Genomic DNA, 11,803 nt, shown 5'->3' on the forward strand with positions numbered 1-11,803 from the left:
GACCGCCCGCGCCCCGCCGACGCGAGCGGTTATCCGGTCCCGCACCCCGGTCGGAGGCCGCCGCGGGGCCGGTCGGGACGACAGCGGCCGGGCATGATCCCGTACGCGGTCAGGCCGGGTAGGCGTGGGTCTCGGTGGCCTTGAGGGCGGCCCAGACCCGCGCGCCGGGCCGGAGGCCGAGCTCGGCGACCGCGGCGGCGGTGACGTCGGCGGAGGCCTCGACCGGACCGGTGAGCAGCACCCGGACGTGGTCGCCGTGCCGTTCCACCCCGCCGATCACCGCCTCCCAGAGGTTGCGCGGGGTGCCGTCCGGGCGGGTGCGGTAGAGGGCGACCGCCGTGGGCGGGAAGGCCACGAACACCGGGCCGTTCTGGGACTCGGCCGCGTTCAGCGTGACGCCGTCCAGCCGTACGGCGTGCCCGTCGGCGACGCCCCGGTAGAGGTTGAGCCCGACCAGCCGGGCGACGTAGTCCGTGCGGGGGCGGCGGGCCACGGCCGAGGGGGCGCCCTCCTGGACGACCGCGCCGTCCTCCACCACGACGAGCCGGTCGGCCAGCACCATCGCGTCGAGCGGGTCGTGGGTGACCAGCACGGCGGCGCCGTCGAAGTCGCCGAGGTGGCGGTGGAGGGCCGCGCGGACCTCCAGGCGGGTGTGCGCGTCGAGGGCGGCGAGCGGCTCGTCGAGGAGGAGCAGGCGGGGCCGTACGGCCAGCGCCCGGGCGAGGGCGACCCGCTGGGCCTGCCCGCCGGACAGCTCGCGGGGCCTGGCCCTCTCGTGCCCGGCCAGGCCGACGCGCTCCAGCCATTCGCCCGCAAGCTCGCGGGCCCGCCGCTTCGGCACGCCGTGGCAGCGCGGGCCGAAGGCGACGTTGTCCAGCGCGGACAGGTGCGGGAAGAGCAGGTAGTCCTGGAAGACCATGCCCACGGGACGGCGCTCGGCGGGGGTCGTGTGCAGCGGCTCACCGTCGAGGCGGATGTGCCCGGCGGACAGCGGCAGCAGTCCGGCCAGCGCCCGCAGGACCGTGGTCTTGCCCGCGCCGTTGGGGCCGAGCAGCGCGACCACCTCCCCGGCGGCGACCTCCAGTTCCAGGTCGAGGCGGAACCTCGGCCGCTCCACCACCAGCCTGCCGCTGATCATGATCCTCCCTCCCGCCCCGAGGGGGCCGGCCCGGCGCTCACGGTGTCCCCGCCCACCGGTCGCGGAGGCTGGCCAGCACGAGCACGGAGACCGCGAGCAGGACCAGGCTGAGCACGATCGCCGCCTCGGGGTCGGTCTCCAGCGCGAGGTACACCGCCAGCGGCATGGTCTGCGTCCGCCCCGGGAAGTTCCCGGCGAAGGTGATGGTGGCCCCGAACTCCCCCAGTGCCCGCGCCCAGCACAGTACGGCTCCCGCCGAGACGCCGGGCGCGACGAGCGGCAGCGTGACGCGGGTGAACACCCGCCACCGGGACGCCCCGAGGGTGGCCGCGGCCTCCTCGTAGCGCAGGTCCGCCGCCCTCAGCGCGCCCTCGACGCTGATCACCAGGAACGGCATGGCCACGAAGGCCTCGGCGAGCACCACCCCGGCCGTGGTGAACGGGAACGAGATCCCGAACACCTCGTACAGCCACCGTCCGGCCAGCCCGTTCCGGCCGAGCACGAGCAGCAGCGCGACGCCGCCGACCACGGGCGGCAGCACCAGCGGGACGGTCACCAGGGCCCGGATCAGCCGCCGCCCGGGCGGGTTCCCCCGGGCCAGCAGCCAGGCCAGCGGGACCCCGAACAGCAGGCAGATCGCGGTGGCGAGGGTGGCGGTGACCAGCGACAGGCGCAGCGCCTCCAGCACGAGCGGTTCGGCCAGCCGCTCCCCCATCTCCGCCCACGGGGCCCTGACCAGCAGGCCGAGCAGGGGCAGGACGAGGAAGACCAGTCCGGCGACCGCCGGGACCACCAGCGGCCACGGCATCCGTCCTCGCATCCGGCCGTCCCCTCCTCTCGCACCACCCGCCCGTGTCCACGGGAGACGAGGAGCACGCGGCGGAGCCGGTCAGGAGCGCCGGCACGGCCGGCGCCGGCACCCGGGACTCCGAGGCCCACGCCGTCCGATCCTGGCACACGCCGCGGCCGCGGCGGCCTCCGGGATGTCACGGTCTCCGTTACATCGACGGTAATGGTTTGGCGGATCATTGCCGGATATTGTGTTATTTGTGACCACCACCAGCGCGAACCGGCCGGTAGGCGAGCTGCTGCGCCAGTGGCGGGAGCGCCGGAGGATGAGTCAGCTGGACCTGGCCATCCAGGCCGACATCTCCACCCGGCACCTGAGCTTCGTGGAGACCGGCCGCTCCAAGCCCAGCCGGGACATGATCCTCCACCTCGCCGAGGAGCTGGACCTGCCGCTCCGCGAGCGCAACCACCTGCTGCTCGCGGGCGGTTTCGCCCCGGTGTTCGCCGAGACCCCGCTGAACTCCCCCGAGATGGCCTCGGTCCGCGAGGCGCTGGGGCAGGTGCTGAGCGGGCACCAGCCGTACCCGGCCGTGGTCGTGGACCAGCGCTGGAACCTGGTGGACCGCAACCCCGCCACCGGGCTGCTGCTGCGCGGCGTCGCCCCGGAACTGCTCGAACCACCGGTCAACGTGCTGCGGCTGAGCCTGCACCCGAAGGGCATCGCGCACCGGATCCTCAACCTGGGCGAGTGGCGCGCCCACCTGCTGCACCGGCTGCGCCGCCAGATCAGCCTGACCGCCGACCCGGAGCTGACCGAGCTCTGGCGGGAGCTCGTCGACTATCCCTGCGACCAGCCGGAGCCCGAGCTGGGCAGCGGCCCCGGGCAGATCGTGATCCCGCTCCGGCTCCGCCGCGGCTATCGTGAGCTGGTCTTCTTCAGCACCATGACGACCTTCGGCACCCCGCTCGACATCACCGTGGCCGAGCTGGCCATCGAGGCGTACTTCCCCGCCAACCCCGAGACCGCCGCCTACCTGCAGCACCAGCACCACCCCGACTAGGGTCCGCCCGCCGTTCCGGCACGGCGCACCCGGCCGGCGCACGGAGACGCCCGCCCGGCACACGGAGACGGCGGGCCGCCCGGCCGGAGACGCGGCTAGTCGATCACCGCGGTGGCCTCGATCTCGACCAGGAGGTCCGGCTCCGCCAGCGCCGCGACGCCCAGCAGCGTGATCGGCTTGACCGGGTCGACGCCCAGCTTCGCCGCCGCCCGGCTCACCCCCTCGCCCAGCAGCTGCATCTTCTCGGGGCTCCAGTCGACGACGTAGGCGGTCAGCTTCGCCACGTCGTCGAAGGAGCCGCCGATCCCCGCCATGGCGGTGCCGATGTTGAGGTAGGCCTGCTCGACCTGGGCGGCGAGGTCTCCCTCGCCGACCCGCCGGCCTTCGGCGTCCCGGGCCACCTGGCCCGCGATGAACACCAGCTTCGACCCGGTGGCGATCGACAGCTGCCGGTAGGCCTCGGGCTTCGGCAGTCCTTCGGGGTTGACCAGCGTCACGGCCATGACTTCTCCTCCACGTCGGGAACAGGATCGATGTCTTCCGAAAGCATAGCAACGTTATGCATTGAAGCATGACAACGCTATGTATTCTGGCGCGATGGCTAGGACGAAAGATCCGGCGGTCCGGTCCCTGCTGCTGGAGCGAGCCGCCCAGATGCTCCGGGCCCGGCAGCCCGTCACGCTCCGCACGCTGGTCGCCGGCACCGGCGTGTCGACGATGGCCGTCTACACCTACTTCGGCGGCATGGACCAGCTGTGGCAGGCGCTGCGACAGGAGGGCTTCACCCGGCTGGCGGCCAAACTCGCAGCCGTCCCGGCGTCCGCGGACCCGGTGCGGGACCTCGCCGCCCTGGCCGCCGCCTACCTGGCCAACGCCCTGGAGAACCCCGACCTCTACCGCGTCATGTTCGACGCGGACTTCGAGCTCGAGGACGCCGAAGCCGCGGACGAGACCCTGCACTACCTCGTCCGGGCCGTCGACCGGGCCAGGGCGGCCGGCCGCTTCCGCGACGACGTCTCCCCGCCGGAACTGGCGACGCAGAGCTGGATGATCGGCCACGGACTCGCGTCGCTCGTCGTCACGGGCCCCCTGCCGCACCAGGCGCTCGGCCACGCCGTGCCCATGCTGACCGCGCTGTTCGCCGGCGCGGGGGACGAACCCGGCAGGTGCCGCCGGTCGGTGGAGCGCGGCTGGGACGGGCCCTGACGGACACGGATCCGGCCGTGCGCCGCCGCGTGCCACCGGGCCCGGCGGCTCGCGGCGGCACCCGAGGGCGTCATGGACGAAAGCCGGCCGGCTCCCGCCGGAGGGTGCCACGGGAGCCGATCGCCTCCCCCGGAGTACGTCACGGAGGGCGACCGTCTCCCACCGGAGGCCGCTCCGGCCGGAAGGCGGTCAGTCCTCTGCCGGGGAGGGCGCGGACGGCATCAGGACGGTGGTGACCACCCTCCTCGTCCGCCCCTCCCCCGGCCCGTTGCCCGCCCTGGCCTGGAACACGGCCCGCAGGTCGGCCGCGAACGCGGCGAACTCGTCGTCGGAGAGCCACAGCGCGGTCTGGCGGTAGCCGACGCCGTCGCGGCGCAGGTCGACGTCGCCCCGGTCGAGATAGCGGTCGTAGCCGGCCAGCAGCCCCGCTACGAAGGCCATGAACGCCCGCCGGTGGTCTTCCGGGGACATCGCGGCCAGGTCCTCGTCGGCGACCTGCGCCGCCGCCAGGTGCAGCGCGTAGGTGCGCTCCACCGCACCCCGCACCCGCTGCTCGCCGACGGTCTCCAGCACGCCCGCGTCGGCCAGCAGCGCGACGTGGCGGTACAGCGTGGCGGTCGAGACGTCGGAGAGCTCCGCGGCGAGGGCCGCGGTGGTCATGCGGCGGTCGCCGAGCAGCGCCTGGACGATGCGCAGGCGGACCGGATGGAGCAGCAGATCGGCCGTCGTCTTCATGGATGAACACTCTCATATTTGACATCAATCTCAAAGATGAGAATACTCATGATTGAACATAGAGGAAAGGACGCATGATGGCGACGATGACGATGACCGGTGGCGAGCTGGTGCTGGCGCTCGGCCGGGGCGAGCAGGTGGCGGGACTGCACGGGGACATCCGGGTGCCGCTCTCCGCGGTCCGCGAGGTCGCCGTCGTGCGGAACCCGATGGCGGAGGTCCGCGGCCTGCGCGCCCCCGGCCTGGCCGTCCCCGGGCGGACGAAGATCGGGACCTGGCGGCGGGCGGGGAGCCGGTCGTTCGTGGTCGCCCGCCGAGACGTGCCCGCCGTGCGGGTGGCGCTGAGCGGCGCCCGCTACGACGAGCTGCTGATCAGTGACGCGGCCGCGACGGAGCTCGCCGCACGGATCCGCGAGTCGGCCGGCCTGCCCGCGCCGGTCGCCGAGGAGCGCGTCACCTTCTCCTCCGGCGACCTCACCCTCGGCGGCACGCTCGCCCTCCCGCCCGCCGGCACGGCCCCGGCGGACCCGGCCGCCGCACCGGCCTCCACCGGCTCGGCCTCCGCGGGAACGGCCCTCACCTGCTCGGCCTCCGTGGGAACGGCCTCCACCGGCTCGACGCCCACGGGAACGGCCTCCACCGGCGCGGTCTCCGGTGCCGGGCGCGAGCCGTACCCGGTCGCACTGATCATCACCGGTTCGGGCCCGCTGGACCGGGACGCGAACCACCCGCGGATGCCCCTGGGGATCAGCCGCGACCTGGCGCACGCGCTGGCCCGGGCCGGGGTGGCGTCCTTCCGCTACGACAAGCGCGGCGCCGGGGAGTCCCAGGGGTCCTTCCTCGCCGCGGGCCTGAACGACAACATCGACGACGCGCGCGCCGCGCTGGCCTGGCTCCGGACCCGCCCGGAGATCGACCCGGCGGCGGTGTTCGTCATCGGGCACAGCGAGGGCGCCGTCATCGCCACCGCCCTCGGCGCCGAGCCCGCCGGGCCGGCGGCGGACCTGGCCGGGATCGTGCTGCTCTCGCCCATGGCGAAGACGGGCGAGGAGACGCTGGCCTGGCAGACGCGGCAGATCGCCGGAGACCTGCCCGCGCCGGTCCGGGTGATCCTGCGCCTGCTCCGCACCGACATCGCCGCCAAGCAGGCGGAGGCCGTCGCCAGGCTCAAGGCCACGACCACCGACGTCGCCCGGATCCAGGGGCGCAGGACGAACGCGCGCTGGCACCGCGAGTTCATCGCCTTCGACCCCGAGCCCGCGCTGCGCGCGCTGCGCGCCCCGGTCCTCGCCGTCACCGGGGCCGGCGACGTCCAGGTGGACCCCGCCGACCTCGACGCCATCGCCGCCACCGCGGGCCGCGACGGCGGCACGGCCGAGGGAGACGCCGCGAAGGGCTACGACACTGTGACGGGCGACGTCACGACCGTGCGCGTGCCCGAGCTGAGCCACCTGCTCCGCCGCGACCCGGACGGCGGCGGCCTGCGCACCTACAAGCAGCAGATCCGCAGGCCCGTCGACCCCGGTCTCCTCTCCCTCGTGACGGACTGGATCACCGACCGCCTCCCCCGGGCCTGAACCGGCCCGCCGCGCTCTCCTGTCTAGACTGGGGCGGTGACTTCGAGCGGCCCCGACAGCGCAGAACCCGGGCGGCAGGGGCTGACCGTCGCGAAGATCGCGCATCTCGCGGGGGTGTCCGCGCCGACCGTCTCCCGGGTCCTCAACGGCCAGCCCGGAGTGGCGCTCGGCACCCGGCAGCGGGTGGAGGCCGTGCTCCGGGAGCAGGGATACCAGCGGCGGGAGAGCGGCCCGGCCGCCATCCTGGAGCTGGTCTTCCACGCGCTGGAGAGCCTGTGGGCGCTTGAGATCATCCGCGGCGTGGAGCAGGTCGCCCGGGAGCACGGGCTCGCCGTGGTGCTCACCGAGATGCAGGGCCGGCTCACCCCCGGCCGGGCGTGGACCGAGCAGGTCCTCGCCCGGCGCCCGGCAGGTGTCATCGCGGTCTTCTCCGAGCTCACCGTCCAGCAGCAGTCGCAGCTGGCCACCCGTTCGATCCCCCTGGTCGTGCTCGACCCGACCGGTGAGCCGCTGCACCGCACGCCCTCGGTGGGCGCCACCAACTGGAGCGGCGGGATGGCCGCGACCCGGCACCTGCTCGACCTGGGACACCGGCGCATCGCCATGCTCAGCGGCCCGACCGGGTGGCCCTGCTGCCGCGCCCGGCTCGACGGCTACCGGGCCGCCATGGACGCCGCGGGCGTGCCGGCCGACCCGGATCTCGTCCGCGTCAGCACCCTCTACGTCGAGGGCGGCCTGCGCGACGGCGGCGAGTTGCTCCGCCTGCCCGACCCGCCGACCGCGGTCTTCACCGCCAACGACCTGCAGGCGTTCGGCGTCTACGAGGCCGCCCGTCAAGCCGGCCTGCGGATCCCGGAGGACCTCAGCGTCGTCGGGTTCGACGACCTGTCGTTCACCCGGTGGGCCGGGCCTCCCATGACGACCGTGCGCCAGCCGCTGGTCCGGATGGGCGCCGCCGCGGCCAGGATGATCGTCGCCCTGGCGGGCGGCGAGGAGCTCGAACAGCACCGCGTCGAACTGGCCACCGAACTCGTCGTACGGCAGAGCACGGCCCCGCCGCCCCGGCGCTGAGCCGCGCGGCGGAACACCACCCGGCCGAGCCGTACGGCAGAGCACCGCCCCCTTCCCTGCCCGGCGTCGGCGCCGACGCCGACGCCGACGCCGACGCCGACGCCGACGAAGAAAGTTTCATCCCCGCCGCGTCCGCCCCCGCAGGCCGTACCAGGTCACCGGCGCGCCTCCGGGCGGGCGTGCCGGAGTGCCTTGCCCGTGGAAATGTTCCGCCGGATACTCCGGAACGTTTCAGAAGGCTCGCGCCGTGCGGCCCGTACCCGGAGGACAGGACAGCCGATGAGGATGAGAAGCAGGGTGATGGGCGCGCTGAGCACCGTAGCCGCCGTCGTGATCACCGCGGTGGCCGCCGTCGTGGCGCTCGCCGTCACGGGACTGGTCGCGGCGCCCCCGGCGTCATCGGCCTCCCTCACCGAGATCACCGGCTTCGGGACCAACCCGACCAACCTGAGGATGCACCTCTACGTCCCGGACAGCGCTCCGGCCAGGCCCGCGATCGTGGTGGCCGTGCACTACTGCACCGGCTCCGGCCCGGCCTTCCACTCGGGCACGGAGTTCGCCTCCCTGGCCGACCGGTACGGCTTCATCGTCGTCTACCCGTCCGCGACGAGGAGCGGCTCCTGCTTCGACGTCTCCTCGCCCCAGGCCCTGCGGCGCGACGGCGGCAGCGACCCGGTGGGGATCATGTCCATGGTCAGGTACGTCCAGCAGCGCCACAACGGCGACCCCGACCGGGTCTACGTCACCGGCGCGTCCTCCGGCGCCATGATGACGAACGTCCTGCTGGGCGACTACCCCGACGTGTTCAAGGCCGGGGCCGCGTTCATGGGCGTGCCGTTCGGCTGCTTCGCCACCGCCGACGGCTCCTCCTGGAACAGCGCCTGCGCCAACGGCCAGGTGGTCAGGACCCCGCAGCAGTGGGGCGACCTGGTGCGCGCCACGTACCCCGGCCACAGCGGCCCGCGCCCCCGGATGCAGATCTGGCACGGCACCGAGGACGCCACGCTGCGCTACCCGAACTTCCAGGAGCAGATCAAGCAGTGGACGAACGTCCACGGGATCGGCCAGACCCCGGTGCTCTCCGACACCCCGCGGCCGGGCTGGGTGCGGACCCGCTACGGGAGCACCGGTGAGCAGGCCCCGGTGGAGGCGATCAGCCTGCCGGGGGTCGGGCACAACCTGCCGATGGGCGGCATGGCCGAGGCCGTCATCCGGTTCTTCGGCCTGACCGGCGGCCCCACCGCCTCGCCCACCCCGACCGTGACGCCGACCGTCACCCCCACGGCGACGCCGACCGTCACCCCGACCTCGACGCCCACCGTCACCCCCGGCACTGGCTCCTGCCGCGTCACCTACACCGTGAACGCCTGGAACACCGGCCTCACCACCGCGGTGAAGATCACCAACACCGGCTCCGCCGCGGTCGACGGCTGGTCCCTGGCCTTCACCCTGCCGGGCGGGCAGACAGTCTCCAACGCCTGGAACGCCGCCGTCTCACCGAACAGCGGCCAGGTGACCGCCAGGAACGTCTCCTACAACGGCACCATCGCACCGGGCGGCTCGGCGGAGTTCGGCTTCCAGGCCGTCCACACCGGGAACACCGGCGCGCCGGCCTCCTTCACCCTCAACGGCACGCCCTGCACCGTCGGCTGACCGGGACGACCGGGTCCTCCCACCGCGGGGGTACGGCATGCCGTACCCCCGCCGGCCGTGGGGTGTTCCCTCCCGCCGGGTAGCGGGTGACGTAGGGGGTAGCCGCGCAGGCGGACGAAGGCGAACGTAGAGGCAGGCCGCCTTTCCCGTGACGGCTCTACCATGAGGACATGGCGGAACTACACGGACTGGCCCACAGGCTTCAGAAGTTCGCCGAGGTCAGGGATTGGGAGCGGTTCCATACTCCGAAGAATCTCACGATGGCACTGGCCGGAGAAGTGGGCGAACTGCTCGCCGAGCTCCAGTGGCTGACACCTGCGGAATCCTCGACCGCCATGGAGGACCCGCGATTCGCCACACGTCTCCGCTCAGAGGTGGGTGACGTCATGATCTACCTGACCCGGCTCGCGGACGTCCTGGGAATCGACCTGGTCGAAGCCGCCCACGCCAAGCTCGACGAAAGCGAAGAGCGCTATTCCGTGGCGGAATATCACGGTTCCGCTCGGAAAGCGCCGCCGCTGGCCTGATTCCATCCTATGATCACGATAATCTTCCTGCTGTAGTGATGCGGCCCGACGGGCTTTCGCCGATCGACTGATCGCGGACACGCCCCCATACCGCACGAGTCTCTCGTGCTGCCTGGGGGTAGGTCCGTGACGGCATTTCGGCACTCCGCCGAAAGTCTGGCCAAGCTGGCGACCGATGTCTCCGTCCCGGAAAGACGACTCGGCGAGGCCGTCGCCGAACATCTCCGCACAACCATGGGCGTCAACCCCTCCCCTTCGGAGCGCAGGTCATGGGACCGGAGCCTGCCGGTCCTGGCCCGCGACCTGGTCGACGCCGGGCTCGGCCACGTCGAGATGCTGGTCGAGTACCGGTTACCGCTGACCAGCAAGCGCGCCGACGTGGTCCTCGCGGGGGTCGACCGTCGTACCGGTGGCGACGCCTACGTGGTGGTGGAGTTGAAGCAGTGGAGCGGCGCCGAGCCATTCGAGGGCGACCCCAGGCTCGTGCTCGTCGAGAGTGCTCCGGGCGGCCCGAAACTGCATCCTGTTCTCCAGGTCCAGGGCTACTGCGAGTACATCGCCGGTTTCGTCGGCGCTCTCGAGGGCCGGGACGACGCGATTCGCGGGGTGGCCTATCTTCACAACGCCGCCGACCCCGATGTCCAGGACCTCTACAACGATGTCCTGGACGACCGCACCCGTCTGTTCACCAAGACGCGGCGGGGCGCGTTCCTGGAGTACCTCCGCGAGCAGTTCGCCCCCCGCTCCGGTGCCGGAGCGGCCGACCGCTTGCTCAACGGCGCCGTCCGCCCCTCCAAGCAGCTCCTCTCTCTCGCAGCGAGGGAGGTCAGGGATCGTGAGCAGTTCGTCCTCCTCTCGGAGCAGCGACTGGCGTACGAGATCGTCCTGAACTCCGTGGAGAGGGCCCGTCGGGCGGATTCGAAGGAGGTCGTCATCGTCACCGGCGGCCCGGGGAGCGGTAAGAGCGTCATCGCCCTGTCTCTGCTGGGCGAGTTGTCCAGACGGGGACGCCGGGTCCTCCACGCCACGGGGTCCCGTTCCTTCACCGAGACGATGCGGCGGATCGCGGGCAGGGGTTCCTCTCAGGTGAAGAGCATGTTCAAGTACTTCAACAGCTTCATGCAGGCCGACCGCAACGGCCTTGAGGTCCTCATCTGCGACGAGGCCCACCGGATCCGGGAGACGTCACAGAACCGCTACACCCCGGCGCGCCTCCGCAGTGACCGCCGCCAGATCGACGAGCTCATCGACGCCGCGAGAGTCCCCGTCTTCCTGCTGGACGAGCATCAGGTCGTACGGCCCGGAGAGCTGGGAAGCGTCGCCGAGATCAGAGCCCATGCGGAGGCACGCGGCTTCCGGGTCCACGAGATCTCACTCGACGGGCAGTTCCGCTGCGGGGGGAGTCGCGCCTACGAGGACTGGGTGCTGCGGCTCCTCGGCCTGCGGGGCGGCGAACCCGTGCCGTGGGCGGGGGACGACCGCTTCGAGGTCTCTCCGGTGCAGTCCCCCCAGGAACTCGAAGCCCTGTTGCGCGCCAAGCTGACCGAGGGATACTCAGCCCGGATGACCGCGGGTTTCTGCTGGCCGTGGAGCGAACCCCGCAAGGACGACACACTCGCCTGCGACGTCCGGATCGGCGATTGGTCGCGCCCGTGGAACGTCAAGGGCGACAGGGCCGTGGGCGGCGCGCCCGCGAGCGCGCTGTGGGCCACCGCGGACGGTGGTTTCGAGCAGGTCGGTTGCGTCTACACCGCCCAGGGATTCGAGTACGACTGGAACGGCGTGATCATCGGCCCGGACCTGGTCGTCCGCGGCGGAAGGTTCGTCACGGTCAGAGCGGCCAGCAAGGACCCCGCTCTCACCCGTGGCACCACAGACGCCGAAGCCGACCGGCTGATCCGCAATACCTACAAGGTGCTCCTCACGAGAGGAATGCTCGGCACACTCCTCTTCTCGGCAGATCCGGAAACCCAGTCCTTCCTCGAAGAACTGCTCGGGAGCGAGTCACTTGAAGAGTGACCGCAGGGGCTTACGGGGATGATCAAG

The 11,803-nt window shown here is 72.5% G+C and carries 11 protein-coding genes; 7 read left to right on the forward strand and 4 right to left on the reverse strand.

All coding sequences use genetic code 11. The features are described 5' to 3' along the window. Positions 1-109: 109 nt before the first annotated feature. Positions 110-1,138, reverse strand: coding sequence for an ABC transporter ATP-binding protein (locus HS048_RS31300; protein ID WP_196469667.1), 1,029 nt, complete (start codon positions 1,136-1,138; stop codon positions 110-112). A 37-nt stretch (positions 1,139-1,175) separates the two neighbouring features. Next, on the reverse strand, positions 1,176-1,958 hold the full coding sequence (gene modB / locus HS048_RS31305; RefSeq protein ID WP_196469668.1) for a molybdate ABC transporter permease subunit: 783 nt from the start codon (positions 1,956-1,958) through the stop codon (positions 1,176-1,178). Between the two features lie 229 nt (positions 1,959-2,187). Here modB and HS048_RS31310 point away from each other — a divergent pair, with 229 nt between their 5' ends. After that, complete coding sequence (locus tag HS048_RS31310; protein ID WP_068903291.1) at positions 2,188-2,988, forward strand: helix-turn-helix domain-containing protein; 801 nt, start codon at positions 2,188-2,190, stop codon at positions 2,986-2,988. Between the two features lie 95 nt (positions 2,989-3,083). Here the strand turns inward: HS048_RS31310 and HS048_RS31315 are convergent, their stop codons facing one another. Beyond that, positions 3,084-3,491, reverse strand: coding sequence for a RidA family protein (locus HS048_RS31315; protein ID WP_068903289.1), 408 nt, complete (start codon positions 3,489-3,491; stop codon positions 3,084-3,086). A gap of 94 nt (positions 3,492-3,585) precedes the next feature. Between HS048_RS31315 and HS048_RS31320 the strand changes: the two genes are divergently transcribed. Further along, complete coding sequence (locus HS048_RS31320; protein WP_196469669.1) at positions 3,586-4,194, forward strand: TetR/AcrR family transcriptional regulator; 609 nt, start codon at positions 3,586-3,588, stop codon at positions 4,192-4,194. Between the two features lie 189 nt (positions 4,195-4,383). On the opposite strand, the gene HS048_RS31325 is transcribed toward HS048_RS31320, so the two are convergent. After that, on the reverse strand, positions 4,384-4,929 hold the full coding sequence (locus HS048_RS31325) for a helix-turn-helix domain-containing protein (RefSeq protein ID WP_191893652.1): 546 nt from the start codon (positions 4,927-4,929) through the stop codon (positions 4,384-4,386). A gap of 74 nt (positions 4,930-5,003) precedes the next feature. On the opposite strand from HS048_RS31325, the gene HS048_RS31330 reads away from it, so the two are divergent. From HS048_RS31330 to HS048_RS31350, 5 genes are all read left to right on the forward strand, one after another. Next, positions 5,004-6,506 (forward strand): S9 family peptidase, encoded by a 1,503-nt coding sequence (locus HS048_RS31330; RefSeq protein ID WP_196469670.1) that lies wholly within the window; start codon positions 5,004-5,006, stop codon positions 6,504-6,506. Between the two features lie 36 nt (positions 6,507-6,542). Continuing rightward, positions 6,543-7,577: a LacI family DNA-binding transcriptional regulator gene (locus HS048_RS31335; RefSeq protein ID WP_196469671.1), complete on the forward strand. Its 1,035-nt coding sequence runs from the start codon at positions 6,543-6,545 to the stop codon at positions 7,575-7,577. Between the two features lie 279 nt (positions 7,578-7,856). After that, positions 7,857-9,230: a PHB depolymerase family esterase gene (locus HS048_RS31340; protein WP_196469672.1), complete on the forward strand. Its 1,374-nt coding sequence runs from the start codon at positions 7,857-7,859 to the stop codon at positions 9,228-9,230. 170 nt (positions 9,231-9,400) lie between these two features. Beyond that, positions 9,401-9,757 (forward strand): nucleotide pyrophosphohydrolase, encoded by a 357-nt coding sequence (locus HS048_RS31345; RefSeq protein ID WP_196469673.1) that lies wholly within the window; start codon positions 9,401-9,403, stop codon positions 9,755-9,757. 126 nt (positions 9,758-9,883) lie between these two features. Beyond that, positions 9,884-11,776 carry a DNA/RNA helicase domain-containing protein gene (locus tag HS048_RS31350; RefSeq protein WP_196469674.1) on the forward strand — a complete coding sequence of 631 codons (1,893 nt, stop codon included), beginning with the start codon at positions 9,884-9,886 and terminating at the stop codon, positions 11,774-11,776. Positions 11,777-11,803: the final 27 nt, after the last annotated feature.

Origin of the sequence: Planomonospora sp. ID91781 (genome assembly GCF_015711595.1) — a bacterium.
Taxonomy (GTDB): domain Bacteria; phylum Actinomycetota; class Actinomycetes; order Streptosporangiales; family Streptosporangiaceae; genus Planomonospora; species Planomonospora parontospora.

Bases quoted from the DNA above. Each gene is read 5' to 3' on its own strand.
- modB (WP_196469668.1), bottom strand. From the start codon at position 1,958: ATGCGAGGACGGATGCCGTGGCCGCTGGTGGTCCCGGCGGTCGCCGGA.
- HS048_RS31345 (WP_196469673.1), top strand. From the start codon at position 9,401: ATGGCGGAACTACACGGACTGGCCCACAGGCTTCAGAAGTTCGCCGAG.
- HS048_RS31300 (WP_196469667.1), bottom strand. From the start codon at position 1,138: ATGATCAGCGGCAGGCTGGTGGTGGAGCGGCCGAGGTTCCGCCTCGAC.
- HS048_RS31325 (WP_191893652.1), bottom strand. From the start codon at position 4,929: ATGAAGACGACGGCCGATCTGCTGCTCCATCCGGTCCGCCTGCGCATC.
- HS048_RS31340 (WP_196469672.1), top strand. From the start codon at position 7,857: ATGAGGATGAGAAGCAGGGTGATGGGCGCGCTGAGCACCGTAGCCGCC.
- HS048_RS31315 (WP_068903289.1), bottom strand. From the start codon at position 3,491: ATGGCCGTGACGCTGGTCAACCCCGAAGGACTGCCGAAGCCCGAGGCC.
- HS048_RS31320 (WP_196469669.1), top strand. From the start codon at position 3,586: ATGGCTAGGACGAAAGATCCGGCGGTCCGGTCCCTGCTGCTGGAGCGA.
- HS048_RS31330 (WP_196469670.1), top strand. From the start codon at position 5,004: ATGATGGCGACGATGACGATGACCGGTGGCGAGCTGGTGCTGGCGCTC.